Below are 26,539 nucleotides of genomic sequence, written 5' to 3'. Positions count from 1 at the left end.
ACTACTCAAGACACCTCTATGATGTATAGATAGGGGTAACTCAATTTTTCAAAGATTTATTGAAGCATGGCCCTCAGAATGAGGAGCATAAGGTATGTATGTAACTGGTGGAAGAAATAAAGTTTTTAAAAACTTAGACAAAGACGAGTTTTTAGTGAGATCTAATGCATGGGATACTTTGGCTGAAGCAAGGGAGGCGGAAAATATGTGTTGGCTTCCTCCACATGCAAATCATGTCCAAGAAGCACAAACCAATAGGGGAATCGCTGAAACTTATCGCGCTGGTGCAGCTCAAGCAATAAAATAGTAGAGAAATTTGATGAATTCAACTGATATTAAAGCAAGTATTTTAGAAAATTTTTCAGAATTTCACTTATCTAAAAGTTTCACTCTAGCTGAGTCAGATTTTTATGATACATGTGCAAAAAGTTTTGCTGATTACTCAAAAAAAGATCTCTATGAAGAGTTAAGTAAACATTACAATGAGGATGTCGCTCAATTTATAACGAGTAATATTTCAGAGAATCAATATGTTGAGCCATTTGGAAGTTGGTCAGAAATTCCTTTGTGGTATTACAATGCTTTCAGTTTTGGAGGTATTATTAATTTAAATACCAATAATTTAATATATTATCTCTCGGGATTGATGCACGTAATTATTTCAAGCAGTATCGACTCTAATACATCTTCAAATATTTCAAGATGGTATGACATTTTAGACTTAGGGTCTTACTATATTGATGAGTTGTCAAAAACACTAAATCGCAATCAATTAAAAACGATAGCATTATTCTTATGTTATGATCCTGAGACTAAAGAAATTGACTTATCTCCACCTTTGGCAGGTGATGATAGTACCTTTGCTAAATTCTGGTATCCCTATCTTGCTTAGATAGGGGGAACTAAAATCGTTATACCTAATCTTGCGAATTTTCAGTAAGTGATTTGCTTACCATGAATTAAACTATCAAAATGAAATTATATGATCAGATTTAATTAAAACCACTCAACCGAGTGGTTTTTTAATGCTACAAACGATATAAATTAAAGACTATTAAAAATACCAAGGTCAACAATGAATGGTATCTCTACATTCCTTCAATTAAATTCAGCGCTAATCACTGGTCTGCTAGGCATGCTTGGAGCTTTGGGTGGTGTAATTATCACGAACTATTACAACTCAAAGAATAGTGATAAAAAAATCAATTTTGATTTATTGGATAAGGATCGTGAAAGAAAATTTAACCTTAGGAAAGAAATCTATTTAGAAGCAGTTGATTCAATTGTTGACTTCGAGGCAATGTTAGGGGGGATAGCAACTGCATCATCACTGGACGAGTTTAATCAATTTCATCGTATACAAACAAAAAAGTTGAAAAAATTAGAATTAATAAGCGATATGGATATATCTATAAAAGTGGCAGATTTAAGTGCTCATTTCCGTTATCTCATAAATTATATTTTAACTGAAAAGGAAGCACTTCTTGAAAAGGAAAGGGAATTAAATGAGCTTGTTGAAAGAATTAAGGTTATAGGTCAAAAGGTCGAATGGTTTGAAGAGGGAGGCGCTAAATCCTATAACGCTAAAGCAGCAGCAGAAGCTAAATTAGAATATTTAAATAACAATAGATTGGGACAAGTGCTTAGCGCCGAGATGACAGAAAAAGTTAAGCAATTATTTCATGAGCAACAAAAATTAGCGATGTACTTGCTGGACTACTTTGACAATATTTCAGGACTGATTGGGACTATATACAAAGGTTTTAGAGCAGATTTTGGTCTAGATTTGTTTGACTCAAATCGCCATGATTTAAGCGATCAAATAAATTTAAAACATAAAATTAACAAAAACTTTCAAGAGGCAATGGGGGATGCTAAAAATAAAATCTCTTCATTGTAATGCGACATTTATAGATCTGAAGAAAGAAGCTACTTTAGGGAGCTTTTCTTATATAGGATTAATTATAAAACATTGACCGAAAAACTATATAAAACAAATAGTTATTTACTTATTTTGGTGGTTGATGTACTATTTTTGAGTCATTAATGAAAACATTTGGAGAACGGTCGTGTTGAAATTTATAACAGTTTTGGGTGTGAGCTGGTTAACAGCTTGTTTTATTGCAATTTCTTCAAATCAATCTTTGCCCTTTCAAAGCCAAGTTAAAAATTTGGGCTCTGAAGCAAGAGTGATTACAGATGCTTTTGTCGATTTACAATTGAATTAGTAAAAAGAAACCTCCCTCGGGAGGTTTTTTGAGAATAACTTGGGGCTAAAAAGAACTAACTTAGGATTTTTTAGTGATACAATAGATATTGACTTATGTCGTTTTGGATAGTTATTAAGTTGTAACTATTGAATACTATTTTAGAATAATTTTAATTAAATTTTCATTTATAAAACAAAATCTTACCTTGTTTATTGAGGGTTTTTGTGATACAATTATTATTAACAAAAGAATAATTACTGATACAATAGATATTGACCTATGCCATGTTTAATGGGTATTATAACGATGTAGTCGCAGCGCGGTATAAATATTCCACGCCTAGACCGAGGTACGATAAATCCTGCGATAATCGTAAACTTACTGTAAGTAAGTTGCCTCTAGGTGCCGCACCCGAATTCTAGAGCCTCTAAATTATTTTAGAGGCTTTTTTAATACTTGATAATAAATTATTTATGCGAACATTTATATATTTGGATGAGAGTGGTGATTTAGGCTGGAATATGCATGATCCTTATCAAAAGGGTGGATCAAGCAGAATGCTAACCTTAGCTGCTATTTGCATGCCTGAAGAAAAATCGAAATATATTCAACGTATCGTACGAGCATTATACAAAAAGAGAAATAGACCACTCAGTAATGAATTAAAGTCTGTTGATTTAAATACAGCAGATAAAGAGCTTTTTCTAAGACTGGTGGCAAAGCTGCTTTCAGAACATAAAGATATCCAATTGAGATCCATTACGGTCCATAAAGAGTATGTAAATTCAAAAATGAAGAAAGACCCAAACGTTTTGTATAACTACATGATTAAGTGTCTGTTATTAAAACCAATTTGTGAGTCAAAATTCGTAGATTTCATGCCCGATAGACGAAGTGAAAAAGTCAATACAAAATGGAATATGGGTGAGTATTTAAACCAGATGATTTTAGAGCAATCTATTGATCATTATGTGGAAAATCAATCTTGTAATGTGTCACCTATGGATAGCTCAAAATGCTTGGAATTGCAGTTCATAGACTTTTATGCTGGTTTAGTTTGGTCAGCGTATGAGTTTAGGGACTCAAAAGCCAGAATGTTTATGACTGGCGCAAGAGTAACAAACCACAAGTTATTCTTTCCACTTGAAATAAAGTAGACATACAACGGACCAAACCCACTCACCTGAATGGGTTTTTTATTGGACCCAATTTATGAGCAATGAAAAATTTACATTCCCATGTGATTTGGATGGGAACTCAAGCAGACAAAACTTCAATAGTCCGTTTTGTCGTCTGAGCTTTTTAACTGCATTCTGAATATAACTACTCATTGCTTCAGATAGTGCATCTTTATCTGTCACACGTTACCGGAATGATCGAGAGCTAACAATTTGCTTTTTATCGGGTGCAACTTCTTCAAGCTCAATACATGCTGTGCCTTGTAGCTCCAAAACTGTTCGTTTCATGACAACTGAAAATTGGCTTTGTATAGGCGCCTTTTTATAGGCTAATATGATGTGATTCACATTTAAGATTAATCCAAATAAACTATGAATTAAGTGTGTATATGTATTTAAATTTATTGAGTAAATATTTATTTCATTATTTTGACTTGGCTATTATTTGCACTATATTTTAATCTCAAAATAATAGGAAAAAGATAATGAAAAGATTAACAATAGCAATACTAACAGGGTTGATGAGTGCGAGCGGATGGAGTGCTTGTAATTTTAATTTTGATACTACTAGTGCATTCTTAACTTTTTATAGGCCTGGATATGTTGATTTTCCCAGTTTGGTTGGGCAAACAACTTCTGCTTCCATAGAGCCTACTACATCCTTGTTAAATGTTAAAAAATATTTAGCAGGTAATGCTAAAGATATAGCATATCTTAAGAAAGGCATAGTGCTTCAACCACAAGGTATTTTTGCATTCGAATACAAATTTAAAGTACCAGCAACAGCATTACCTAATAATGAATTTTTAACAACTTCATTAAATAAAGCTGTCATGTATTATTTTACAGGTATTCCACTTCCTCCGATTAATTATCTAGTTGAGTATCAAAACAACGCAGGAGAATTCACTAATAATGTTGGTTTTGTGCTAAATATGTTCGGAGGGGGGATTAGTTTTCCTGTAACCAGTACACCAGATGGTTATCAAAGAATAGGTATATATATCAACCAAGATGCAAAACAAATTGGTGTAATATATAATGGAGTTGACAAGGGGTACTTTCCTAATGGTGCTCCAGTAAAAATTAAAAGTATTACTTTTGAAAATGCGATGGAATATGGGGGAATTAATTCTAATTCACCTACTATTGGGAAGGATGTTTCTATTGAACTGATAACAGATAAAAATCAATTCCAGTTTACTTATCCAGTTGGAACAATGGATATATGTGGAAATAGTATTTAAGTTTAGATTGAATGAGGCCGCCGAAAAAGGCGGTTTTTTAATGCCTAGGGGAAAGTGAAGATGTCAAATATATGCAAGTGCAAAAATTGTTTGTACACATCAAAGAATGGCGGTTAATGCAGTGACCGAGAGCTTCTTTCATACATTGTAAGGTCATGCGGTGCATGGCAGTCTGTTTGATCCTAGACAAAATAATGGACATGTATTCCCTCTAAAGCTAACGTAAAGTTAGCTTTAGAGATGTAAAAATGGCTAAACGCTTTAGTCCAGAATTTAAACAACAAGCAATAGATTATGCACTTTCAAACTCACACGAGTCTGTAGCTGCAATCGTCCAGAAATTAGGTGTGGGTTATTCAACATTAGATGAATGGATTCGTGAGGCTAATTCAACGGGTTCAAGCAAACGCCAACTCTCGCCAGAACAACAGCGTATTCTCGATTTAGAAAAGAAGTCAAACAACTCAGCTAAACCAATGATATTTAAAAAGACACATGTGTACTTTCTAACAGATCATGCCAAGAAAAGTACACGGTAATCCAAGGTCTAGCTATGACTGAAATTACAGTTTCTTCTGTCTGTAAATGCCTAGGTGTTAGTGCTTCAGCGATTATACTTGGCAAAAGAAACCGATTTATACTGATTTAACAGTTGTATATTGGCAGCACTATGCTCGCTTAGGAGCACCTTCATTGATGCACGACAAGCATGTTTTAGGTTACTGCATGAGTGAACGTACAGTTGGAAGGATGTTAAAAAAAGCTCGGTTTACCAAGTTTAGAAGTTGAATCACTCGCCTTTTCACCACCAGTAAAGATTTTAACCAACTCTTTACTGAAATCTTCAGCATTCTTTTTAGTTTGTTCAGAGCTAATTTCAATTACTAAATGGCTTGTTTGTTCTAACATTTCGCTTTCCAACGGTTGAAAAAAGCACGTAGGAAAGGCGGGCATTTGATGTAAAAAAACCACCCGAAGGTGGTTAAATGGATCTTAGTTTTTAAATAGTATTACCACAGATGTCTTTGGTGCCAGTTGGGTAGGTAAATTGAAAATGATTCTTATCTGTTACTAATGATAACTTTACCTCTTGATTTAAAACATTATCTGAAGGCGTTAATCTAGCTGTGGTCAATCCTAAAATTACACCTAAATTCAATAAGCTCTTCTCATAATTAAATACATATCCCTTATTAACGCCATTAACAATGAGTCCAAGCTGTTTAGAATTTTGGTTAAGATAAATTCCAACCCTATAATTCGAATTTAAGGGTAAGGCTGCACCTGTAAAAGGTAAGGAAACTGAGGGATTATTAATTGTCATTTGACCATTATTCATAGTGTATGACCCGCCTCCTAAAAAGCCACTAACTCTAGCATTTTCACTATATCCAGAAATATTATTATATCCACTATGTAGATAAATCATTCCAGATAATACCCCTTGATTCACTGAATCTTTACTAAATAGAATAATGTCTGCTTCGACTTCTCCATTTGAAGGTTTAGAAAGAATAAAATTAGGTATTGCCACTTCAAATGCTAAAATTCCTGAACTTGGTAAAGTTTTATCACCAGTACCACTATTCGTAAGATAACCATTTAACCCTTCTGCAGATGATGCTAAGTACATTTTTTTATCACTTGTCACATTCGCAGAAACTTTTTGTCCAAAATTGTTTGTAAAAGGAACTGCCCCTAAATTTGAAATTTGTGAGCTAGTAGCATCTAAATTATAGTTACAAGCGCTCCAACTACTTGCACTCATTAAGCCTGTCACTATTGCTATTGTTAATTTTTTCATTCTAAATTCCTTATAATTGTGAGGCTAAAATATAGAACAAAAAATATCCAATGGGTGAGAAATCCGATAAAGTTATTTACTGAGCATTTGAGGGTTGGCTTATTTCAGGACTTCTATAATTTTTGCTATTGTTTGCAATATAGGAGCTGCTTTCCACACAAGAATTCCAATAATCATCAATGCCAGAGAATATACAAAAATGGCGGAATGAGCTGATGCAGAGCAAATTGATAAAGGAAAAAATAGATGAAGCATGACCATCGAATTGAGGGCAATTCTCTGAAAGAAACTTTTGTTTAACGAGGATGTTACTATTCTGAATTTTCATAATTAAGAAGGATGCATTTGCCATCAATTTTACCAAACGAACTTATTGGTTTAGATGTCTCTTCGTCGTCTAGCGAGATCTCAAATAATAGGTTTAGATCCTCAAATGATTGTAATTCTTTTATTAATTGTTTGATAGTTTTACAACATGTTATCTACTCTGGCTGTTTAGATATATTTTTTCCTGTTATAGATCATTGATACAATCATTGTAGTGCTTTGAATGATGAGAAGAATAAGGCTCTTAATTGAGGTTTAATTTGCATAAGCTCCGTTATATTAAATAGAGGCTGGTTTATGTAGTCTGTATCTTATAAAACGTTCATCACTTATCATCATTTCTCTATCTATCACAAATCCTAGTAAAAAAATTCCTTTCAACTTTGTCCTTGATGGAGGTAATAGAATTGTGATTGACTCAAAACTCATTTCAGTAAAAGCTTTTTTAATAATTTCATCAAAAATTTGTTTACCTAATCCCCAATACTGAGGATGTAGTACTAAAGCTAAGTCTGCTTCACCATTTTCATACTGCAGACCTCCCCAACCAGCAAATTTCCCATCTACAATAAAAGCCCAAGGACCATAACCATACTCAATCCATTGCTCTTCTTTTTCTTTAACCCAAGCAATACATTTTTCTTCATCAAAAATAACACCATTCGCTAAAGGCATCTGTTTGAGTACGCGTTCATTTGTATTTAGCTCAATAATATCTTGATTGCTAATGTTTTTTAAACGATCAAACTGAATATTCAATATATCTTCCTTAAATATGAGATGTAGTCTTTAGACGTTATAAAATTAGCATAATCCCCCTTTCAACAACCGAATGCTAGTCTGTGATCCTAGACATTCTTATTGTTGCAGTTTGTTTCTCTGTATACCCTCATAATAAGGGGAGATTTGGGGTGTGTTGTTAAATCTAATAAAAATGTACCCTCAAAATGGTAAAATTAACAGTAAATCTGACAGATACAAAGCTTAGGGCAGAAATATCAGCTCAAAAGAAAAATCCAGATAAAGCTAAAAGGTTATTGATGGTGACGGTTTATATCTTTATATAGACTGAAGCTAAGCTATACGGAGGAATGAATATATTATATTTGAAGTGGAAATGTAACGTCCAAATTTTGAAATTTTTTAAAGAACGCTACAGGAAAAGTATTGAAGATAGTGAAATCTTAACCACATCTTTTACTTAATCTGGACTCGCTATTATTTTAGGAGGTTTTTATATAAAATAACAATTCTGTAATTTTTACTTGAAATCAAGTAATATTGACATGATAAAAGAGTCTTGTATAGCAGGATTGTGCTCGGATGATGAGTCAAAATTTTTGTAAATCGTGCAACAAACCGACAATGACTGATAAAAAACATTGTCAATCATGTGATATGGAGAATAAAACAGGTTTCTTTTCATTGTCCATATTTATTCTAATGATGATAACTTTTGCTTTGATCGCAACGAAACTATTACAAGCAAAGACCCAAAATGATCAAGCCGTTTCGATAATGATGAATGTTAAAACGACATCTCAGCATTATTTTTAACAATATTGAGTTATAAAAGCACCCTTCAAATTAGCCTAAAAGTGTCCAGCTTTTGGAGCATGGTCCAAAGAGTGGTTTCTAATCCAAGCTAAGCATTGAACAATAAAAATAGAACACCCTATTCGTTACTTAATAAAGTTTTGAGTTGATTATCCAAAAGATTATGATGAACTGGTTTTATGCTGCACGGTGGTTTGTTTCTGCTTATGACTTGGCATATAGTCTGGTTCACTAGACATTGCCAAATATAGGAAGGTAAAAAAGATAAAAGTTAAAATACCAACAATAGCAATGAATTTCCAACCTAATGTCGTTGATTCCAGGTCATCAGAGGATGGCGTATTTTTCATATAAAATCTCAGAGAGAAAAAAGATAAATAGACATGCTTTATATCATAAAATTGAGCGAAGTACTTTCTCAGAATACTAGTAAGCAGTTTCTATTAGCTTAAAACGGCAACTTAGTTTTATTTGTTAAGTATTGTTTAGTTTGGTTTTTATATAAAATATCTTGAAAGATAAATGTACTAATTTGAACGAGTAAAACTGTCTTAAATATCTACCTTAAGATCAAATATTATGAATATTGACTCAAAATTTGAGTTTCGCAATGAATTATTTTAAGATTCAAGGTGATTAAAATATCATCTATAAATGATAGACTTTTCACAAAATAATTCACGAACATGGATGAACCCATCATGCTTAAATATAACAGACAGCAGATCATACAGTTTTTTATATTTTTCATCTGTCTTTCAGTACTTTCTATTGTTTCTAGCCTTGCTAAGGCCGAAGGTAACTGTCCTCCTGGCTATTATCCAGTGGGTGGTCAGGGAGTACAAGGCTGTGCGCCGATTCCAAATTATGGTGGTGGAGGTGGGTATGCTGGGCCCAGCTATCGTTCACCTACGACTGAAGGTTATGTTGCAGCAGGGACAAATGGAGTAATTGGTGTCGCAACTGCAAAAATTTTCCGAGGAAAATTAGAAGAAAAAGCATTACAAGATTGTGAAAAAAAAGGAGGTACAGGCTGTCAGATTTGGTTCACATATGATGACAATCATTGTGCGACAGTCGGGCAGGCTGAAGGAACCAATAGACTCTATCGAGCACGTACGACAGCTGGTGAAGTGAAAGATGTTATTCCAGTACTCGTTCCTGGAAGCAGAAAAGCTTTGGGACGCAAGAAAGTTGTAGACGCATGTCGTGCTGATGGTTTTCCAGAATCTCAATGTAAGATTATTTATCAAGATTGCAGGAGATTGAATCTCCCTTAATGCGTAAAATATATGACTCAAAATGAATGTATTAGGTGAGGGGGGATAACCTAAACCTTACCTATAAAAATTTCTCCATATTTTCAAATGCTTAAAAATACGGTTGGGCAGAGTGAGACATTCTACTAAGACAAGAGATTTGAACTTTAAAACGTCATTGTGACATCGCAAACTTGATCTTCATACACTTATAACTATGCCATGATAAAAGTCTCAAATATATCGCGCGGCATTAATTTTAGGTGTCGCTTTAAAAGCTTATATTGATAAATACTCTATTCGATTCATGATGGTTTTCGTGTTAAAGCTTTCACTCCACATGGTTCTATTGAATACAGGAACACCTATTGAAAACATCGTTGCAATCTAATCAAGCTGATGTTCAGCTTTGAAGCGTTCTAAGTTATGCAGAGCTGTTTGATAACGAGCTTGTACTTGGCTGCTATTGATACGGAGGTCGTATAATTTCTGCTTATAGCTATCACGATCTTTATCAGAAAGATTTTTATACTCCAATCTTTCAAGATAGTAATTCATATCATTTTGCGATTTATTAAAATCTGAATTTGCAGAAAAATACTGATTTGCGACTTGATAATAACTACGAAGAGATTCACGTTTATCTATAGGACAAATTCGATAATTACCACGACCTTCTAAAGCTTCATAAAAAATGTTTTCAGGTTGACAATAAGCACTCAAACCTTTTTGATAGCCTTTTTCATATAGATTTTGATTTGGAATAATATTGGCTTTTTGGCAAGCAGAGTAGTATTGATCTAAATGAGGGTTGGAACCAGATGAACCATCTTTTTGACCAATATTAAACCAGTTTGCAGTTTTGCATTGCTCAATACTCATTGCGGCACAGCCTGAAAGTAAAACTGTAAAAGTAGATAAAACTACTATAAATTTCATGAAATAATTTCCTAACTACGATTGAGCAACTTTCTAGAAAATATTTTATCATGACAATATCGCCAATTTTCTAATAAAAAGAGAAAAATGATAATGAAAGTGTATTGACTTGGTTGAATAATCAATTTTTTGTAGAATTGAATTCTAGACGTTAAAGATTTTTAAAAATGATTCAATATATTAAAAACAACTTCCCAATGATTGTACTGCTGATCATTGTTATTGGTGGCTTAGGTTATCCTTTTTATTCAGGGAAATGGGTTGTTGCACCTAAATTAAATGAAATTGATGCGAAATGTTATGGAATCGATGTTCCCGACGATATTCCATATGGAAGATCTGAGTACTTTTGCTCATGTATGAGAATGCTGCATAATAAAAAAGACAATTCTGGGATTAATTACTGTAAGAATTTAATAGATAAAGAAAAAAAATAAATTTTTTATTCTTATGAGTTTAAAATAGCGGTAAATAAATCAACAATCTAAACTGAATGTAATATGGATGATTTGTTCCGTTTAGAGGAATGTAGTGAATTGGATGTGTAAATTTTGCATATTTATTGAACGGATTAAAGTTAGATATAAAGTATTTATAGAAACCACCTATAGTGAATGTTGAAGAATTTAACTACATTCATTTAAAATAGACTTAAAATTTTAGTGATAAATAATATGAATATTAATGAATTAGATGAAAAATATGAAGCGTTTAAGTCAAGTCAGCACTTTCCTGAAAAAGAGCTTGATCAGAAATTTATAAAGAAAAACAGGCAACTAAATGATCTCAAATCAATTATGGATAATATGCTTTGTAATATATTGTTTTTAAAATATTTTTTTATTCTTGCACGACCGGATGACGAATGTTCACAGATGGCAAAAAATTATGTGATTTTAGTCGATGGTAAAGAAGTTACTTTGAATGTGAACCAGTCTCCTCAATTTTATGACAAAGAAAATTATTTAAAGTGGTTACATGGTGAAATATTGAAATGACTGTTCTATCGAGATTTACAGTAAGTTAAAGTATATTGGTGTTTATTGATTTACTAAAATGAAAAATCGAATGGATTACTGACTGTTAGCTTGAACAGATATAAAGATATAAATCTTTTTAATATAAGGTTTTTTCTAAAAAGGTTTGTAAATTTTATGTTATTAGTGTATAAAAAAAGAACAACAATAAAATGAGGGTGATCACATGATATATAAATCAATAAACATCGCTTTTTTCTTATTTATGTTTGTTGTTCTTACATTGTTGGTACATCTCTTTGGGAATCTTCCATCTGGGGTGTGGGTTTTAAAATAATGTAATTTGATTGAAAGGCTCATCTCAGGATGGGCTTTTTTATACAGAATTTTTTGAGAAATATTGTTTATTAATAAATAACGATTTTAAGAAAAATAGTTGAAAGTGTGACAGTTCTGTTAATGGTTTATAATTATAAAAAATTTAAGTTATTGAAAATATATGAAATAAAATGTTTTTTGAAATTTTATGTTATAAAATTTCACATATTCTTTCATAACTAACATATGGAAATACATCGATTTTAATTTGATGTTATTTCTATTAAACCTTTTTTTTAATTCAGTACGAGGTATGTCATGTTTAAGACTGCAGCATTATTAGGCACTGGGATTGCAATTGGTTGTTATTATCAGTCTCATAAAAATGGCGCTGATAAGACCCAGACAAAAAATTTGACGAAGACAAGCAAAAACGACAGGAATAATGAGAAGCAAATTCAACCACAGACCTAACCATCTATTCCAACAAGCCTCTGATTTACTGAGGCTTGTTGGAGAAATATAAATAATTATGTCATATGAGTTTTAAACTTTTAGTAAAAATTTCTTATCTCTTTGTTTTTTAATCTCGTACGCTTCATTTTTTTAGTGTCGTTCATTGATTATTGAGCATTCATAGTATTTAATTATTATTTAGTATTTCTAATATTTTTTATTGATTTAAAAGAGAATTTTAAAAATTGTCATTTAATGCCAATGTACTTGATTTGATTTGACTTAAAATTTGAACCAGAAATTACTTTGTAATTTCAAGCTTTACCTAATAGAAGCTTTTCATGTAATTGCCCACATTATCCAATCATGTGGGTTTTTTTTAGGGCATATTTTTATGATGTTACGTATTAGACAACTGATCTGCATTCATGCTTTTGAATATCTCGATATAAGTCGCATAAAAGAATGTAGGAAATGTGGGAAAATTAGCAGTATTGATGCCCAGTGACGAAATTTCATCTATAAACCAATTAAACTTTTTGTTCTCCGTAGGAAAATTGATGCATTCTTTGATTATTCAAATCAGCATTGTGACCATTGCAATCATTGGATTAATTTATTATGCAAACAAATCTTAGCTTGAAATCTATGGCTAGTCGAATTATCACAATCAAATAAAATATCAAATGTGTAATATTATAAGTAATCTTTATGACTTCTGTAGGGAACAAGTAGCGAATTCGCAATCTTGGTTGGATGAGCTTCAAGTCCTATGGTAGAACTTAATCTTCTTATTTCTATTGAGATTAATCATGAAAAAAATATTATTAATTTCCTCTATTTTAACTGCAGTTTTTTTAGTGGGATGTAATGCAAAAGACAAAGAAAAAACCAATGCCTCAACAGGAGAAGCAAGTAGTCCTGTTGCTCAGGTAGACAGCAATGAGTCAAATCAAAAAACAGTGAAATATGAAACTGAAGATAAAAAGCAATTTACGCTTCAAACAACTGATAATTTTGCTACTGCAACTTTGACAGATAGTGAAGGGCATAACTATTCACTTAAAGAAGTTCCAGCTGGCAGTGGTATGCGTCTAGAAGGTGAAAATGGTGTGTCAATTCATTCCAAAGGTGAAGAAGCAACCATTGAACTTGCAAAAGATCAGTCTTTTTCTGTGAAAGAAATTAAATAAGCTTGGATATAAATTGCCCCACCTTTTGGTGGGGTTTTTTATGGAGATCCATAATTTTTTCCACTTTAAATATCTTAGACGATCTAAAGTCATTGCTGTAAAGTTTAAATATAATTTATATATTTGATTTTAAGTAAAAAATATTTTATTGAATTGGATTACTTCAAAAAGAATCGATCAGGCGTTCGGCTCTTTTGGTTAGTTTACTCACCTAGATCATCATTAATGTAAAGTATCCTTTACATTTAATTTGAAATTAATTATGCTTGTGTAAAGTTTACTTTACATGAGTGCACTATGAATAAATTTAGATACCTTTTTGAATTGGTTTTATCTATCTTGCTGTATATTGTTGTGTTGGTTTTTTCTCTAAGATATTTAAAAAATAATCAACTTGATGATTCAACACAAATGATTGTAACTTTATTACCCGTCATTCCTTGCGTATTCGTATGTTGGAGCGTGATTAGACAGTTATCGCAATTAGATGAAATGCAACATCGAATTCAACTACAAGCTTTTGCAATCGCCTTTGTTGGTACTGCGCTCATCACATTTAGCTATGGCTTTTTAGAAAATATTGGATTTCCTTTACTATCGATGTTTTTTGTTTGGCCATTAATGGCAACATTGTGGGGAATGGGGATCGCAATTGGAAGTTGGCGTTATCGATGAAAAATATTTTATCTGAATTAAGAATGAAACATGGTTGGTCACAACAACAAATTGCGGAATTGCTTGGTGTTTCACGTCAAACTATCAATGCTATTGAAAAACAACGTTATGATCCAAGTCTCCCTTTAGCCTTTAAAATAGCAAAACTTTTTGGTTTATCTATTGAAGCGATTTTTCATGATGAAGATACGCCAAAAAAGACGCTAAGTCGTGATAAATAAATATTTGATCAACAAAGAAGCAAGATATCCAATACTGGTAAATTGGATAAAATTAAAATAATCGACTGTGATTATGAGCCATTTTTACATTTTTCTAAGATGGTTTGTATTTTGCGATTTATCTTTGTATGTCGCTTTATTGTTGAATTAAAGGTGTTGCGTTGAGGTAAACAGCACGATCAATTTCCATTTGAAATTGTGTGAATATTGGGGCTTGCTGTTTTCCTGATCATATGCAGTTGAGAACTGACAAGCCATTGAGAGAAGATTGTCAATCATTTGGGACGGTTTCAGATTGGTTTCAGTATGAATCTTACCATTTTAAACTCTGATTATTTTCTTAGATCAAGCGTATCACGAGGCTATATATTAGAGTTGTGCCAGGGCCATAAGCTCTGTTCATATGTATATATCAAGAACGAGACATCATAGATTAGTATGATGAGTATTTTTATTTAGATTAATCGTTATGAAAATATATTTTTAATCTATATTTATTTAATTTGATCACATTCTTCTTTGATGGTTAGTTGATATAATTTGACCATTTTCGATTTTTCATAAGTTAAATTTTGATCTGCTTTTATGTAGCTGATCGAATTTTCTAATTATATTAGGATGATGATTTTTTAATTTTAATATAAACTTGATGGTATCATAAATTTATATGCATCGAATAAATAGTTATATTGTGATAGTTATCACAATTTTATTTTTGTCGATTGATTTAAAATTATTCTACATTTAGATCAGTCATAAACATGTCACTATAATATTAAACGCTAAAATAAATAAGCAAACGATTCCGGTGATATAAGAGATCGTTCTCCAAGGCTGTATTCTAACTAAGTAGGTGTATGTATGAATAATACGTGCAATTGTAAAAATACAAAATGTCCATGTAATCAATGGTGAGTTCAAACTCAAGGCGATGCAAATGCCACCAAGTACCCAAAACATAGGAATATTTTCTAAATCGTTAGCCCATGCTTGATTTGCTCTGATCACTTGAGGAAGTTCTTCAATATGTGCATTTATATTTAAGTATTGTGCATCTTCTTTATTTTTAAAAGCCTTATTTTTAATACGGAAATAACCTTGATAACATGATATCGCAAACATTTTAATGAAAAGTACTGTAATACATAAAGCATATATATGAAGCAAATTATACATAAAACATCTACCTATGTATGCTGCAGAGAATATGAGAAACACATAAGTTTTTATATTTAAATTATTTTTTGTTTTTTGTCGAGACTTTTAAATGCTTTTATAAGAAGAAAATTAAATTTATTTTCCAATTCATCTTTATTTATGTGAATTGTGTTGGTCCATATGTGAATTTTAAAGTAAATCCACAATGAGATCTTAAAGGAAATATTGTCTATTTTTTAATTAGACTAAAAAAAATCACATATTATTATCATAAAATAATATTTTATTATAATTTTATGATACTTTTAAACATGAGCCACATGCTTGAGATGGCTCATATGTTTTTTACTTAATAAAAGGTATATATAAATGGCTAAAATTGACTTAACACCATTAGCAGATATTGATGGATTTACGGCTTCAGCACTTGTTGATTGTACAAGTGGTCTTTCATTGGCTGCTCAAGGAACGGGAATTGATTTGGAGCTTGCAGCTGCGGGAAATACTGAGGTTCTACGTGCGAAAATGAAAACTGCTGATGCATTGAACTTAAAAGATACGATTGACGATATTTTGATTACCTTAGGTAAACAGTATCATTTACTTAGACCGCTAGAGAAAAATAGTGATTTATTTTTATATTTAGTACTGGATCGTCAAAAATCTAATTTAGCAATGGCAAGACATGAACTCAGAATTTTTGAAAAAGAATTAGATTTCTCTTAAAAATAGAGACTTGGCTATTGCTTCGCGTTGTTGTGATAGCCTTTTGTGTGAATTTTAGCTTTAAAACTTGAATATTTGATAATATTCACAATAATTTATGATCGATGTATCATTTAAATATAAAGATTAGATAAATAAGTTATTTTAAATCAAATATATATGTTTTATTTTGTGCAGTTGGCGATATAAAAAATTATTATTGAAAATCTTTTAAATATTATTACAATTCTATTTCTAAGAAATTTAAGGAAATGGGGTATGGAAAATAAAACGGCAAGGTTAACAATTTTGATCGATCCAAATAAAAAAGAAGCATTTGAAGAATTATGTAATCGTCAAGACTTAAAACCATCTCAAGTCGTTCGTCAATTAATTCGTGAATATTTAGAAAAACATGGTGTTGAATATTCCACTAAATCCTCAATTGTAAAAAAATAACAAATTATATGTTTTATGAGACGGTAGATGAGGATTGAGCAGTATAGCCTTGGTAATAGGTCTGCTTAATCTTTATTGACTTATAAAAATATGAAAATTCAAAATATGAGAACTTATAAAATATTGATCATTTTTATGATTTTGATCGTATTGGGCGGAGTTGTGTTGATGCTTAAGGGGGAGTTTCCTTTATCACATACGGGAAATATTGAATCTGAATGTTTTGGTATAAATGTCCCAGAAAAAATAAAATATACTCAGTCGAGAGCTTATTGTCTGTGTTTTAAACAGCACTTAAATTTCAGTAATGTAAACGCCAGCGAACATAACTGCGTTATCAACGTAGTTCACCAATAATTTTAGACCATCTGTAAAGAAGTTCAATAAAATGATTACAATCGGTGGTTTAGCCGTGACTTTAGCTTTGTCGATTAAAGAGAATTCACTGAGTGATAATTATCCCTGCATTTTTTTGTTTTTGAGAGCTAAGTTTGATGTATAGGGGGGCATATTTTATTATTTCTTAACCACGATCTAAAAAAATTAATCTTTTTTTTATGCTGTTCAAATTCAAATTGATTTTTATCCTCTAATCTTAATTTTTAAAAAGACTAAAAATGATCATTAATTTGGCTGATCTATTGTCTGCGAATTTAAAAATAATTCAATTATAAAATCGCTGTAATCATGTTGAATAATGTTACTTCTTCTTGCACATGATCAAAGTTCTGCCTATATTATAACTACAGTAGATCGATAAGATGCTACGAAGTAGTTGGACAGATCAATGACAGCTTATTGAATTTGTGACTCCAGTTCAAATAAAAAATAAGCACTAGCTTTCCAACATTAAAAAGCTCACAGAAATGTGGGCTTTTTCATTTTGAAATCTAATGAAATAATTAAGATAAATAAAAATTACACAAAATATTCAAATTAATATATTGTTTTAAAATAAAAAAATAGACAAATGTTGCAGTGCATTAACATTGCCATAAAATCTAACAACTTCATAAGAAATTTTATTCAATGTCATGCTATAAGAAAAACAGTATATAAAAAAGAGGATTGAAAAATGTCTGAAATGATTACAGTCAGGGTGAAGGATCAATATAGTAATGAACTGAATGCGATGGCATGGTTAAACAAATTGCAAGCAAGTGAAGATGCTGAAAATTTATCCTTGTTTCAAAAAATTGATCATATTGTGGTAGATGGTGAAAAAATATTGCCAAGTATCGAATTACTGTTTGAGAGCAAAGAAAGCGATAGTATTTATCGTATCATTGAACAAGTAAGTTAATTTTTAGCCAGCCTAAATATGTGAAAAATAAGAGATGTGTTGGATGAATTCATCCAACACATTTTTATTCAATCCAAGCAGAAGAGTTCTAAAAAGGAAGAGCAAATACTCGATCGCTTTTCAATGAAATTAAGCATTTGTAAAATGATCAAGAACAACAGCGACCAAATGATAAAGAGCTAAGCGGTCTCGATTGGCTTGCACAACAGCACGCTTTTCAATTCTTAAATGTTCTTTAAGTAATCCAGATTGGTAACTTTCTACCAATACATGTTGCGAGGACATTGGATCATCTTTGATACGTAAATCTCTTTTGTGTTTGATGTTAGAGACAGCCGTCAAGCACTGTTCAAAAGTTGAATGAAAATTTGAAAGTGCTAATGCTGTTTGATTGGTCGATTTGGTAATATAAGTCGTCATAATTGTGTAATTATTTGAACAAGTTAACTGAGTATTTATTGTACATTCTGGAGGGAGAAGAGACAATTTGATTTTGTAAAAAAATAATAAGGAATTATGGATTTTAATTAAATTAATAAATAATATCAATAAGATAGGTTTTTGGTGTGTGGCTATGCATGATATTTGATTTTATCCATAAAAGTATTTGATTTCGACATCGTAACGTTGAAATTCATTCTGTAATTGTTGAATAAATTGGGGGAGTAAAGCAGATTCTAACTCTAAATTCAGCTTTTGCTTCGAAGAATGATCATCATATTCAATCTCGATAACCTGCCAAATTTGATCATTATCCGTATTCTGAATAATAAATCTACGAACCTGTAGATGATTATGATGCTGTGTTGGAATAACAAAGCTTATGGCAAGTTGTGTACAGGAAACAAGCGTTGGAGTTAAAAATGTAATCACCCAGTTTCCAACTTTACTCAGATATCGTGGGTTATCATCAGTATCAAATTCAATGTAATGGCTCATCGGCATCTCAATATTCCAAAAAAGTAGTGTTATATCCTTAAAGTGAAATTGAGTAGATTCGGCAAAAGTCTTAGTAATTTAAATAATTTCATTTTTAATTTTTATAAGTATTTATTATTTAATATTATTTTAAAAAATAATAAGTCTATTTAGATTAAAAAAGACTTAGAATGACCTTAAAAACACTTAATTTTGCCATTCTAAGGGGTTTAAATCTTGATACTCGTCTAATACTGCTAATATTTTGAAAATTAGGATGATTGTAAGTGTTTCAGAGCATGATTAATTTGTTGCATGGCTTGATTTAACTCAAGTGGCGAAATTCTGGACTCCTGTAATGCGGTAATCCATTGCATTTGGCAAAACTTAATATCGCGGATAGATTTAGCCTGTTGAATCTGTATCACCAATTGTTTGGTCATGAGACCACAATGGGTTTGTAGTAGATGAGCCATTTTGTATTTAATTTCATCAAAACTGATAGGGATCAGGTCGGGTTTATTTTCCTTAGGCTCTTCTTGCTGTGGTTTTTGATGTTTGGCTGGCTCATTGGTGTGAATCGTGGGTTTTGGTAATGTTTCTGTTATTTTTTCACTGATGCTAATTGAGGAAATAATATTTTCTTTTGTGGAGGGGGTTATTGTTGTTTGAGCCAAAATTGGTTTTTGCTTGCTGTCTGTTGAAACTGAAGTGATTGCTGCTGTCAGGGAATTATTATTTGTTTTGCCCTCAGATGGCGCATTGTCCTGAAAAATCAAGCCAAGTTCTTCTAATTGTTGAATCAGTTCAGGGGTAGCCAAGCGTTGTTTTAGAGTATTATTCAAGATGTTAAAATCATCAGTACCAATCAGGAGTAATAATTGTCTTTGACGAGCATTAAGTTGAAATGACCGCTGTTTTAATGCCTGAATTCCCAAGTCAGTTTTAAAATATTGATCCATGAGTCAAGTTATCCCCCCAATAAATTGACCCAAGGATAAAGAATGAAAATTACACTAATATGACTTTCTTGTTACAAATCACAAGGTTAAAGTGTGATCAGATTTGCGTTTTCTAGGGCTTTGCGCAAATAAGGGTCTAACTCCTCTTGACGCAATAACCATTGCACATAGTCTGAAGGTAATTCTGTAATTGCAGTACCACGATGTTTACCAAAGTTGATTGTTCTTGGTATACGTGCATCTTCAGAGGTTTCATAGAGTTCTTCTAGTGTCTGAATTTTTAAATGATGAATAATGTGCATTAAAATATTGGCTGTTAAAATAATATCTGCATCTGCGCGATGGGCACTTTTCAGCATTTCACGCGCTTTTTCACTGCCTTTACTGATCATATAAATCAATGCTGAAATATTATGGGCTTCAGCATCTGGCCACACTAACCGAGCGAGCGCCAGCGTACAAATCGCTTTGATTTTTGAGGTATCAACGCCACATTGCTCAATTGTACGGATATCATAATCAATATTATGACCAATGATATATGTGGTTTCATGAGGAAGTTCGAAGTCAGAAAAGTTGGGTTGTCCTGCAATATCTGCTTCTAAAATATGGTGCACAGCCATAGATGCAAAAGAAATTTTTTCATTGCCTATGCTATAAAGCTGATCAAATATTTGATTGCGATCTAAACTGAGTTTTCCTGCTTCAATCTGAATGGGTGCATAAGCAATTTCAATAGGTAAACCATTGAGTGTATGCGTTTCTGTATCTAAAATAATGGCTTGCATCTTTGTTCCTTCACCGATTTGAACAGGAGATTTTAGTACCCTAGCTTTTTTAAGCATTGAATACAATTTAAAGTTATTGAAAAGTATGTTTTGACTGGATTTTGATTGGATCTCAACCAGGCGTGTTTTTTTATAGATGATTGGGCTATTAAAATATAAATGACAGCCTTGATTTACGAACACCATCATCCAACATTCATTTAAATATTTGTAAAGAAATTTTTAAATCCAATCGATTGATCGCTTTATTTTTAGAATAATGATGTTTTTTAATATATTTATATAATTTTGAATATTTTGCATCATTTTTCAGAGTAATTTCTAATGATTTTTGAATCATGCTTGTTAATTTTTTTAATATAAGTGCTATATCGTAGATCATATAAATCCTTGCGTTATGGAATACGCTGCTGCGGAAGGTAAATCATGCAAAGTATTTGCTAGATCAATATGCAAAATGTTCAGGTTGGCAACTATGATGTTGAGATGAAATGAAGATGCATGCCATCAAATTACCAGATGTGTGACTGAGTGAAAGAAACGTTGAAAGTCAGGGCAATCAAATTCATGCACATGGAGCAATATTGAATAATTTTATCAAGCTAAGCAAACTTCATAAGCTATGCCTTAAATTTAAGTTGTTTGGGCGAGTCTTAATTATCAAATCTTTGTACAACAAAACCGTTTGAGAAATAAGTTGAGTCAATCTAGTTATAGTGAAATCTTAAACGAATCTCTAAACTCCTTTTATATTGATTTTATCAACAATCCTATCCACCCTTAATTTTAAATTTTTATATTCTTCAGGATATTACAAAACATATTGCAGCTTACATAAGCTGACGCCATTATTGACGAATTATTCAGTTGATTTAGCCCTTAAAAATAATGATCAAAAGACTTGCCTAACATATTTTTTTGACGTATTGATTAAATAATGATACGTGTTCAATCGTATACATTTAAAATATTGTGTTTAAGGATAAATCACATGAAAAAAAAATTATTGACAGTATTAATTCTAAGTTCTGGGATCGCTTTAACAGCATGTAATAACGGTGGTGGAGGGAGTTCATCTGGAACTCCTCCAAATGATACAGATGTCAACACCATTGCCAATCCTGTAGTCGGTACTCCAAGTGCCTATAGCAAAACAGATTTTTCTGCTGTGGCAACGGACAGTGTCGTGATGACCTATAAAATGAAAGGTATTAATGGTACCGAAGTACAAGCAACCTCACTGGTCTTTACACCGAAAACTGTAGCACCAGCAGGTGGTTGGCCAATCGTGGTTTGGGCACATGGGACAACAGGAGTTGCAGATGCATGTGCACCAAGTCGTAATGTGATGAATGACCATATTAAAGGCATGATTTCTAAGTTTCTTGCAGCAGGCTACGTGGTGGTTGCACCTGATTACGAAGGCTTGGGCGAGCCAGGTGGTAAAGAATTACACCCATTTTTAAATTTAAAAAGTGAAGCTTATTCGATTACTGATGCTGTCGTGGCGACACGTAATTGGCTAGGCAGTAAAGCGTCTAATCAGTGGGTCACAGTTGGACATTCTCAAGGTGGTCAAGCCGCATTAGGCGCTGCGCAATATGCGGCGCGTGCAAACCTAGACTATAAAGGCACTGTCGCTGTTGCACCAGCTTCACAATTGAAATTAATTTTAAGTGTTGGAAATCTTTCAGTTGAAAATGCTACACCAACTCAGCAGATACCTGTTTATGCATCTTTGGATACCTTTACTGCATTAATTGCTGCGGGCTTACGCAATACAAATCCTACTTTAGACTATAGCCAAGTATTTAAAGTACCGACGGATGCAATTGCAAAAAATGCAGAATCAAGCTGTGATCTTGGATCTCAATTTGCAGGGGCTATGATGCAATATGTTGGTAGCAATGGTTCATTAAAGAATTATCCAAGAACAACCGATAACTTTACGACCTTGCCCGTCGTACAAAAATTCCTGGAAGTGGATTCACAACCCCTACAGGTCCAAGTCAAAACACCTGTCGTGATTTATCAGGGGGGTGCAGATACCACTGTACCTCAGATTGCAACAGATACTTTATATGGAACAGCGAAAGCTTTTGGTACACAAGTCAGTTATATTACCAATCCTACTTGGGATCATAGTAAGGCCTATGCTCTAAATGTCGATAATATTGTTGCAGACGTAAAGGGTATGTTTGCAGCGAAGTAAGTGTTTAAAACGCCTAACGTCAAAAATGACTGATGTTTTAGACATCAGTCATTTTTATTTAAAACAGAGTAAACTTCATTCTGTTTAATTACGAACTTCATGCTACAATACGCGCAATCTTAGCACGGCTTAAAAGCCCTAATTCATAGGACCTCGCTAATGTTCGCCAATATCTCTATTTCTGAATTTGATCCAGAAATCGCACAAGCAATTTCTCAAGAAGATGCCCGTCAAGAAGCACATATTGAGTTGATTGCATCTGAAAACTATTGCTCACCTGCAGTAATGGAAGCACAAGGATCAAAACTCACTAACAAATATGCCGAAGGTTATCCTGGTAAACGCTATTATGGCGGTTGTGAATACGTAGACGTGATCGAACAATTGGCGATCGATCGTGCTAAAGCATTATTTGGTGCTGACTATGCTAACGTACAACCACATGCAGGTTCTCAAGCAAACTCAGCAGTCTACCTTGCTCTTTTAAACCCTGGCGATACTGTTTTAGGTATGAGCCTGGCACATGGCGGTCATTTGACCCACGGAGCAAAAGTAAGCTTCTCTGGTAAAACTTATAATGCAGTGCAATATGGTTTAAACCCAGAAACTGGTGAAATTGACTACGAAGAAGTTGAACGTTTGGCAGTAGAACACAAGCCTCGCATGATCGTTGCGGGTTTCTCTGCATATAGCCAAATCGTAGACTGGCAACGTTTCCGTGATATCGCGGATAAAGTTGGTGCATACTTATTTGTTGATATGGCACATGTTGCTGGTTTAGTGGCCGCTGGTGTATATCCAAGCCCAGTACAAATTGCTGATGTAACCACAACGACTACACATAAAACTTTACGTGGTCCACGTTCTGGTTTGATCCTTGCTAAAGCTAATGAAGAGATTGAGAAAAAACTTCAATCTGCTGTTTTCCCTGGTAACCAAGGCGGTCCTTTGGTTCATGCTGTTGCTGCAAAAGCAATTTGCTTTAAAGAAGCAATGACGCCTGAATATAAAGAATATCAAAAACAAGTGGTTGTTAATGCTAAAGCGATGGCTGAAGTGTTAATTTCACGAGGTTATGATGTTGTTTCTGGCGGCACAGAAAACCATTTATTCTTGTTGTCTTTAATTAAACAAGATGTGACAGGTAAAGATGCCGATGCATGGTTAGGTGCAGCTCATATCACAGTGAACAAAAATGCTGTACCAAATGATCCGCGTTCTCCATTCGTTACTTCAGGTATCCGTATTGGTACGCCTGCTGTAACAACACGTGGTTTTGGTGAAGCAGAAGTACGTGATTTAGCGGGTTGGATTGCAGACATCTTGGATTCAAAAGGTGATGAAGCTGTCATCAAAGCCGTACAAGCCAAAGTTGAGGCGGTATGTGCTAAATTCCCCGTTTATGCAAAATAAATATTAACTTGAGAAAGCCTCCTCTCAAGGGGGCTTTTTTTATGGTTGTATAAAAATCAATATATTTGATTAAATATCTGTTATAAAAGAAATAGATGATTAAAAATTTGAATATCTAAACAGATCACTTGCTGTGTAAAACGTCATCTGCAAGAGAATTGATGTATAACTGTGAGATCAGCTTTATCAATACGATTGTGGTAATGCAATAGCGCAAAGGAATTTGGTATATGACTAAACCCAATATTATTATTTCAGAACAGGACTTACATCGTTTGGAAACGATGTTGGAACATCAGTCAAAATTGACGATCACCATGCAACATCTAGAAGATGAATTAGCACGTGCAGAAGTTGTTGCACCTCATGCTGTGCCTGCTAATGTTGTGACCATGAATGCTAAGGTACTGATCACTATTGCACCATCGACAGAAGCAACTGAAATCACATTGGTTTACCCGCATGATTTCCGTGGTGATAAAGGGCAGGTCAATGTTGTTGCTCCTGTTGGAGCCGCTATTTTGGGCTTAGCTGAAGGGCAGGAAATTGAGTGGCCCCAACCCGATGGGCATTTGATGAAAGTTAAAATTGAGAAAGTATTGTATCAGCCTGAACGTGAAGGCAATTATCTTTAGCCTATGCTGAATGCGCAAGTTGAAAATAAAAGCCCAGTAGCACTGGGCTTTTATTTTACTGTTGAGAACGGAAGATTAAAAACCAGAAGTTCTGCCTTTGCTCGGATATTTAAATTGGTGTTGAACATCCAGTTTATAGCTTTGCTTTGGATTAAGATCTACTTGCCATAAGTTAATATTCGGTTGTCCATTCCATTGGGTCGCTGTTGGGGCAACGCTATATGTGGATTGAGTGGTCAGTTTTCCATTTTGACTCTGTGGTTCAGATTCAAAAATAGTGACTTGAATAGGATAACTATGTAGGTTCTGCACGGAATATTGTTGTTTCTGTATGGTTTCGGACAGTGTTCCTTTGACAGGGTTTTTCTTGTCGGACAAATCAGTGACTTTAATTTGGATTTGATCATCTGTACCGAAGCTCATTTGTAAGTTTTCATCTGTACTGTTGTTCCAAGTTCTTTGTCCAATATAATCGCCGTCACGGTAGAGTTTGACTATGCCCGAAGGCCAATTTTGGTCCAGTTTTGCAATTTCAGCATTGATCGTCGCCTGGGTGCTATTTTTAGGGATTGCCCATACCGAAAGCTTTGCTGCATATTGTTCTGTGCTTAAAGGTAAGAATATTTGCTGCTGGCTACTTGGGATAGAGGCTTTGGTTTCTGAACGAAATTCAGTACTAAAGTTTAAATCAGCCGCTTGGAATTGTGGGAATTGTGGGGCTCTTTTAACTGTTTTCTCTTTTCGGTCATAATCCATACTCACTTCAGTAACTGGTGCAGGAGCAACAGCATAAAGCGGGCGTACAACAGGTTCTGGCTCAAAATAATTGACGCGCCATTGCTGTGGTTGAATTTGTTGAACATAGTTTTGCGGTGTCGCCGTAGACAGTGATAATTTCACATTGTTCCAGTCTTCTCCCGTTTTTTGAGCAATCATTGCCATACGTGTTAACTTGATTTGTTTCGTCTGCGTATTCAATTCAGCTTTATAAATCGGTTGCCAACGCGCATAAGGCACCATATAACTGATTTTGATTTCACCTCGCTGTGGTGCATTGACATAAAATTTAAGGGTTCTTTGATTAAATTCACTGTCACCAATCGCACCTAAATCTTGTTCCAGCTCATTTAAACGCTGTTCAAGCTTTTCTTTTTCAATCTTTGCCTGATCAATGGCGATAAATGCTTCATAAGCTTGCTTACGGACTTTAGGTGCAGAACCTTCGGTCACATTGCCCAAGAATTTATTTTGTAGTTCAGCCGCTTGAATAATTGAATTTTGTTCTGAAATTTTCTTTTTAATCACGTCGATCTGTTCACGTAACTGTGAAGATTCATTGCCAGCAGGTTTATCCAATGCACTATCAGTGTGAGAAACTGCATTGACTTCGATATTGGTGCTTTGATATTGCAGTTGGTCGATATTGAAATTTGCAGCCAACCCACTTAAAGTCACCAATTGCTCACCAGATTGTACAGGAATGCTTCGTTCAATTTTTGCCAGTGTCGGGTACAGAGTGACTTGTTGGATCGGAGAACTGGATAAGTTAAGTGCAAAGCTATAAGTCGTAGGTAGACAGAGGAAGCTAAATTTTAACGCAGTTTTTATATTCATTTATGCTTGTC

General features: G+C 33.4%; 30 protein-coding genes and 1 pseudogene. 19 read left to right on the top strand and 12 right to left on the bottom strand.

Features of this window, described 5'->3' with window-relative positions; all coding sequences use genetic code 11:
- The first annotated feature begins 94 nt into the window (after nt 1-94).
- The 7 genes and pseudogenes from OSH00_RS00520 to OSH00_RS00485 all read left to right on the top strand — a co-directional run.
- Nucleotides 95-307, top strand: coding sequence for a hypothetical protein (locus tag OSH00_RS00520; protein WP_266128788.1), 213 nt, complete (start codon nt 95-97; stop codon nt 305-307).
- Between the two features lie 12 nt (nt 308-319).
- Entirely contained in the window at nt 320-892 is a 573-nt protein-coding gene (locus tag OSH00_RS00515) for a hypothetical protein (RefSeq protein ID WP_266128787.1), read from the top strand.
- A gap of 183 nt (nt 893-1,075) precedes the next feature.
- Nucleotides 1,076-1,900: a hypothetical protein gene (locus OSH00_RS00510; RefSeq protein ID WP_266128786.1), complete on the top strand. Its 825-nt coding sequence runs from the start codon at nt 1,076-1,078 to the stop codon at nt 1,898-1,900.
- Between the two features lie 169 nt (nt 1,901-2,069).
- Nucleotides 2,070-2,228 carry a hypothetical protein gene (locus OSH00_RS00505; RefSeq protein ID WP_266128785.1) on the top strand — a complete coding sequence of 53 codons (159 nt, stop codon included), beginning with the start codon at nt 2,070-2,072 and terminating at the stop codon, nt 2,226-2,228.
- 455 nt (nt 2,229-2,683) lie between these two features.
- On the top strand, nt 2,684-3,367 hold the full coding sequence (locus OSH00_RS00500) for a DUF3800 domain-containing protein (RefSeq protein ID WP_266128784.1): 684 nt from the start codon (nt 2,684-2,686) through the stop codon (nt 3,365-3,367).
- Between the two features lie 506 nt (nt 3,368-3,873).
- A complete protein-coding gene (locus tag OSH00_RS00490; protein ID WP_266128783.1) occupies nt 3,874-4,635 on the top strand; it encodes a DUF4882 family protein in 762 nt (253 codons plus the stop codon).
- Nucleotides 4,636-4,883: 248 nt separating this feature from the next.
- Nucleotides 4,884-5,397, top strand: a pseudogene (locus OSH00_RS00485) (transposase); the annotation flags it as partial.
- On the opposite strand, the gene OSH00_RS00480 reads toward OSH00_RS00485, so the two are convergent.
- The 4 genes from OSH00_RS00480 to OSH00_RS00465 all read right to left on the bottom strand — a co-directional run bounded on the left by OSH00_RS00480 (nt 5,389) and on the right by OSH00_RS00465 (nt 8,673).
- A complete protein-coding gene (locus tag OSH00_RS00480; RefSeq protein WP_266128782.1) occupies nt 5,389-5,544 on the bottom strand; it encodes a hypothetical protein in 156 nt (51 codons plus the stop codon). The pseudogene OSH00_RS00485 and the gene OSH00_RS00480 overlap by 9 nt on opposite strands.
- 91 nt (nt 5,545-5,635) lie before the next feature.
- Nucleotides 5,636-6,439, bottom strand: coding sequence for a DUF4882 family protein (locus tag OSH00_RS00475; protein WP_266128781.1), 804 nt, complete (start codon nt 6,437-6,439; stop codon nt 5,636-5,638).
- 606 nt (nt 6,440-7,045) lie between these two features.
- Nucleotides 7,046-7,525: a GNAT family N-acetyltransferase gene (locus OSH00_RS00470; protein WP_266128780.1), complete on the bottom strand. Its 480-nt coding sequence runs from the start codon at nt 7,523-7,525 to the stop codon at nt 7,046-7,048.
- Between the two features lie 959 nt (nt 7,526-8,484).
- The gene (locus OSH00_RS00465; RefSeq protein ID WP_266128779.1) at nt 8,485-8,673 is read right to left on the bottom strand and encodes a hypothetical protein; all 189 of its coding nucleotides are present in this window, start codon (nt 8,671-8,673) and stop codon (nt 8,485-8,487) included.
- A 351-nt stretch (nt 8,674-9,024) separates the two neighbouring features.
- On the opposite strand from OSH00_RS00465, the gene OSH00_RS00460 reads away from it, so the two are divergent.
- Nucleotides 9,025-9,603 (top strand): DUF4189 domain-containing protein, encoded by a 579-nt coding sequence (locus tag OSH00_RS00460; RefSeq protein WP_266128778.1) that lies wholly within the window; start codon nt 9,025-9,027, stop codon nt 9,601-9,603.
- Nucleotides 9,604-9,969: 366 nt separating this feature from the next.
- Here the strand turns inward: OSH00_RS00460 and OSH00_RS00455 are convergent, their stop codons facing one another.
- Nucleotides 9,970-10,521 (bottom strand): DUF2799 domain-containing protein, encoded by a 552-nt coding sequence (locus OSH00_RS00455; RefSeq protein WP_266128777.1) that lies wholly within the window; start codon nt 10,519-10,521, stop codon nt 9,970-9,972.
- A 167-nt stretch (nt 10,522-10,688) separates the two neighbouring features.
- On the opposite strand from OSH00_RS00455, the gene OSH00_RS00450 reads away from it, so the two are divergent.
- The 5 genes from OSH00_RS00450 (at nt 10,689) to OSH00_RS00430 (ending at nt 14,361) form a co-directional block, all read left to right on the top strand.
- Nucleotides 10,689-10,958 carry a hypothetical protein gene (locus OSH00_RS00450; protein WP_266128776.1) on the top strand — a complete coding sequence of 90 codons (270 nt, stop codon included), beginning with the start codon at nt 10,689-10,691 and terminating at the stop codon, nt 10,956-10,958.
- A gap of 237 nt (nt 10,959-11,195) precedes the next feature.
- The gene (locus OSH00_RS00445) at nt 11,196-11,519 is read left to right on the top strand and encodes a hypothetical protein (RefSeq protein WP_266128775.1); all 324 of its coding nucleotides are present in this window, start codon (nt 11,196-11,198) and stop codon (nt 11,517-11,519) included.
- Between the two features lie 1,565 nt (nt 11,520-13,084).
- The gene (locus OSH00_RS00440; protein ID WP_266128774.1) at nt 13,085-13,465 is read left to right on the top strand and encodes an MliC family protein; all 381 of its coding nucleotides are present in this window, start codon (nt 13,085-13,087) and stop codon (nt 13,463-13,465) included.
- Between the two features lie 297 nt (nt 13,466-13,762).
- On the top strand, nt 13,763-14,140 hold the full coding sequence (locus OSH00_RS00435) for a hypothetical protein (RefSeq protein ID WP_266128773.1): 378 nt from the start codon (nt 13,763-13,765) through the stop codon (nt 14,138-14,140).
- Nucleotides 14,137-14,361: a helix-turn-helix transcriptional regulator gene (locus OSH00_RS00430; protein WP_266128772.1), complete on the top strand. Its 225-nt coding sequence runs from the start codon at nt 14,137-14,139 to the stop codon at nt 14,359-14,361. The genes OSH00_RS00435 and OSH00_RS00430 overlap by 4 nt, the downstream gene beginning before the upstream one ends.
- 753 nt (nt 14,362-15,114) lie before the next feature.
- Here OSH00_RS00430 and OSH00_RS00425 read toward each other — a convergent pair.
- Nucleotides 15,115-15,537 (bottom strand): MAPEG family protein, encoded by a 423-nt coding sequence (locus OSH00_RS00425; protein ID WP_266128771.1) that lies wholly within the window; start codon nt 15,535-15,537, stop codon nt 15,115-15,117.
- 351 nt (nt 15,538-15,888) lie between these two features.
- Between OSH00_RS00425 and OSH00_RS00420 the strand changes: the two genes are divergently transcribed.
- From OSH00_RS00420 to OSH00_RS00410, 3 genes are all read left to right on the top strand, one after another.
- A complete protein-coding gene (locus OSH00_RS00420) occupies nt 15,889-16,245 on the top strand; it encodes a hypothetical protein (protein ID WP_004831574.1) in 357 nt (118 codons plus the stop codon).
- A gap of 258 nt (nt 16,246-16,503) precedes the next feature.
- Nucleotides 16,504-16,683 (top strand): ribbon-helix-helix protein, CopG family, encoded by a 180-nt coding sequence (locus OSH00_RS00415; RefSeq protein WP_196076856.1) that lies wholly within the window; start codon nt 16,504-16,506, stop codon nt 16,681-16,683.
- Nucleotides 16,684-17,758: 1,075 nt separating this feature from the next.
- Nucleotides 17,759-17,986, top strand: coding sequence for a hypothetical protein (locus tag OSH00_RS00410; RefSeq protein WP_266128770.1), 228 nt, complete (start codon nt 17,759-17,761; stop codon nt 17,984-17,986).
- Between the two features lie 129 nt (nt 17,987-18,115).
- On the opposite strand, the gene OSH00_RS00405 is transcribed toward OSH00_RS00410, so the two are convergent.
- From OSH00_RS00405 to OSH00_RS00385, 5 genes are all read right to left on the bottom strand, one after another.
- Nucleotides 18,116-18,406: a hypothetical protein gene (locus OSH00_RS00405; RefSeq protein ID WP_266128769.1), complete on the bottom strand. Its 291-nt coding sequence runs from the start codon at nt 18,404-18,406 to the stop codon at nt 18,116-18,118.
- 171 nt (nt 18,407-18,577) lie between these two features.
- Nucleotides 18,578-18,925 (bottom strand): hypothetical protein, encoded by a 348-nt coding sequence (locus OSH00_RS00400; protein WP_266128768.1) that lies wholly within the window; start codon nt 18,923-18,925, stop codon nt 18,578-18,580.
- Nucleotides 18,926-19,176: 251 nt separating this feature from the next.
- Nucleotides 19,177-19,866 carry a hypothetical protein gene (locus OSH00_RS00395; RefSeq protein WP_266128767.1) on the bottom strand — a complete coding sequence of 230 codons (690 nt, stop codon included), beginning with the start codon at nt 19,864-19,866 and terminating at the stop codon, nt 19,177-19,179.
- An 86-nt stretch (nt 19,867-19,952) separates the two neighbouring features.
- On the bottom strand, nt 19,953-20,654 hold the full coding sequence (locus tag OSH00_RS00390) for an exonuclease domain-containing protein (protein ID WP_266128766.1): 702 nt from the start codon (nt 20,652-20,654) through the stop codon (nt 19,953-19,955).
- Nucleotides 20,655-20,850: 196 nt separating this feature from the next.
- Nucleotides 20,851-21,036, bottom strand: coding sequence for a hypothetical protein (locus OSH00_RS00385; RefSeq protein WP_266128765.1), 186 nt, complete (start codon nt 21,034-21,036; stop codon nt 20,851-20,853).
- A 609-nt stretch (nt 21,037-21,645) separates the two neighbouring features.
- Here OSH00_RS00385 and OSH00_RS00380 point away from each other — a divergent pair.
- The 3 genes from OSH00_RS00380 to rnk all read left to right on the top strand — a co-directional run bounded on the left by OSH00_RS00380 (nt 21,646) and on the right by rnk (nt 24,914).
- Nucleotides 21,646-22,866, top strand: coding sequence for an alpha/beta hydrolase family protein (locus tag OSH00_RS00380; protein WP_266128764.1), 1,221 nt, complete (start codon nt 21,646-21,648; stop codon nt 22,864-22,866).
- Nucleotides 22,867-23,025: 159 nt separating this feature from the next.
- A complete protein-coding gene (gene glyA, locus OSH00_RS00375; RefSeq protein ID WP_196075220.1) occupies nt 23,026-24,279 on the top strand; it encodes a serine hydroxymethyltransferase in 1,254 nt (417 codons plus the stop codon).
- Between the two features lie 230 nt (nt 24,280-24,509).
- Nucleotides 24,510-24,914, top strand: a complete 405-nt coding sequence (gene rnk / locus OSH00_RS00370) for a nucleoside diphosphate kinase regulator (RefSeq protein ID WP_266128763.1) — start codon at nt 24,510-24,512, stop codon at nt 24,912-24,914.
- A gap of 75 nt (nt 24,915-24,989) precedes the next feature.
- Here the strand turns inward: rnk and OSH00_RS00365 are convergent, their stop codons facing one another.
- Nucleotides 24,990-26,528: a DUF4139 domain-containing protein gene (locus OSH00_RS00365; protein ID WP_266128762.1), complete on the bottom strand. Its 1,539-nt coding sequence runs from the start codon at nt 26,526-26,528 to the stop codon at nt 24,990-24,992.
- Nucleotides 26,529-26,539: the final 11 nt, after the last annotated feature.

Origin of the sequence: Acinetobacter nematophilus (genome assembly GCF_026344175.1) — a bacterium.
Taxonomy (GTDB): Bacteria; Pseudomonadota; Gammaproteobacteria; order Pseudomonadales; family Moraxellaceae; genus Acinetobacter; species Acinetobacter nematophilus.
Note: the sequence above shows the minus strand (reverse complement) of the source record. Positions and strands in the feature narration are given on the sequence as shown.

Bases quoted from the DNA above. Each gene is read 5' to 3' on its own strand.
- OSH00_RS00520 (WP_266128788.1), top strand. From the start codon at position 95: ATGTATGTAACTGGTGGAAGAAATAAAGTTTTTAAAAACTTAGACAAA.
- OSH00_RS00515 (WP_266128787.1), top strand. From the start codon at position 320: ATGAATTCAACTGATATTAAAGCAAGTATTTTAGAAAATTTTTCAGAA.
- OSH00_RS00510 (WP_266128786.1), top strand. From the start codon at position 1,076: ATGAATGGTATCTCTACATTCCTTCAATTAAATTCAGCGCTAATCACT.
- OSH00_RS00500 (WP_266128784.1), top strand. From the start codon at position 2,684: ATGCGAACATTTATATATTTGGATGAGAGTGGTGATTTAGGCTGGAAT.
- OSH00_RS00490 (WP_266128783.1), top strand. From the start codon at position 3,874: ATGAAAAGATTAACAATAGCAATACTAACAGGGTTGATGAGTGCGAGC.
- OSH00_RS00480 (WP_266128782.1), bottom strand. From the start codon at position 5,544: ATGTTAGAACAAACAAGCCATTTAGTAATTGAAATTAGCTCTGAACAA.
- OSH00_RS00475 (WP_266128781.1), bottom strand. From the start codon at position 6,439: ATGAAAAAATTAACAATAGCAATAGTGACAGGCTTAATGAGTGCAAGT.
- OSH00_RS00465 (WP_266128779.1), bottom strand. From the start codon at position 8,673: ATGAAAAATACGCCATCCTCTGATGACCTGGAATCAACGACATTAGGT.
- OSH00_RS00460 (WP_266128778.1), top strand. From the start codon at position 9,025: ATGCTTAAATATAACAGACAGCAGATCATACAGTTTTTTATATTTTTC.
- OSH00_RS00455 (WP_266128777.1), bottom strand. From the start codon at position 10,521: ATGAAATTTATAGTAGTTTTATCTACTTTTACAGTTTTACTTTCAGGC.
- OSH00_RS00450 (WP_266128776.1), top strand. From the start codon at position 10,689: ATGATTCAATATATTAAAAACAACTTCCCAATGATTGTACTGCTGATC.
- OSH00_RS00445 (WP_266128775.1), top strand. From the start codon at position 11,196: ATGAATATTAATGAATTAGATGAAAAATATGAAGCGTTTAAGTCAAGT.
- OSH00_RS00440 (WP_266128774.1), top strand. From the start codon at position 13,085: ATGAAAAAAATATTATTAATTTCCTCTATTTTAACTGCAGTTTTTTTA.
- OSH00_RS00435 (WP_266128773.1), top strand. From the start codon at position 13,763: ATGAATAAATTTAGATACCTTTTTGAATTGGTTTTATCTATCTTGCTG.
- OSH00_RS00430 (WP_266128772.1), top strand. From the start codon at position 14,137: ATGAAAAATATTTTATCTGAATTAAGAATGAAACATGGTTGGTCACAA.
- OSH00_RS00425 (WP_266128771.1), bottom strand. From the start codon at position 15,537: ATGTATAATTTGCTTCATATATATGCTTTATGTATTACAGTACTTTTC.
- OSH00_RS00420 (WP_004831574.1), top strand. From the start codon at position 15,889: ATGGCTAAAATTGACTTAACACCATTAGCAGATATTGATGGATTTACG.
- OSH00_RS00415 (WP_196076856.1), top strand. From the start codon at position 16,504: ATGGAAAATAAAACGGCAAGGTTAACAATTTTGATCGATCCAAATAAA.
- OSH00_RS00410 (WP_266128770.1), top strand. From the start codon at position 17,759: ATGTCTGAAATGATTACAGTCAGGGTGAAGGATCAATATAGTAATGAA.
- OSH00_RS00405 (WP_266128769.1), bottom strand. From the start codon at position 18,406: ATGACGACTTATATTACCAAATCGACCAATCAAACAGCATTAGCACTT.
- OSH00_RS00400 (WP_266128768.1), bottom strand. From the start codon at position 18,925: ATGAGCCATTACATTGAATTTGATACTGATGATAACCCACGATATCTG.
- OSH00_RS00395 (WP_266128767.1), bottom strand. From the start codon at position 19,866: ATGGATCAATATTTTAAAACTGACTTGGGAATTCAGGCATTAAAACAG.
- OSH00_RS00390 (WP_266128766.1), bottom strand. From the start codon at position 20,654: ATGCAAGCCATTATTTTAGATACAGAAACGCATACACTCAATGGTTTA.
- OSH00_RS00385 (WP_266128765.1), bottom strand. From the start codon at position 21,036: ATGATCTACGATATAGCACTTATATTAAAAAAATTAACAAGCATGATT.
- OSH00_RS00380 (WP_266128764.1), top strand. From the start codon at position 21,646: ATGAAAAAAAAATTATTGACAGTATTAATTCTAAGTTCTGGGATCGCT.
- glyA (WP_196075220.1), top strand. From the start codon at position 23,026: ATGTTCGCCAATATCTCTATTTCTGAATTTGATCCAGAAATCGCACAA.
- rnk (WP_266128763.1), top strand. From the start codon at position 24,510: ATGACTAAACCCAATATTATTATTTCAGAACAGGACTTACATCGTTTG.
- OSH00_RS00365 (WP_266128762.1), bottom strand. From the start codon at position 26,528: ATGAATATAAAAACTGCGTTAAAATTTAGCTTCCTCTGTCTACCTACG.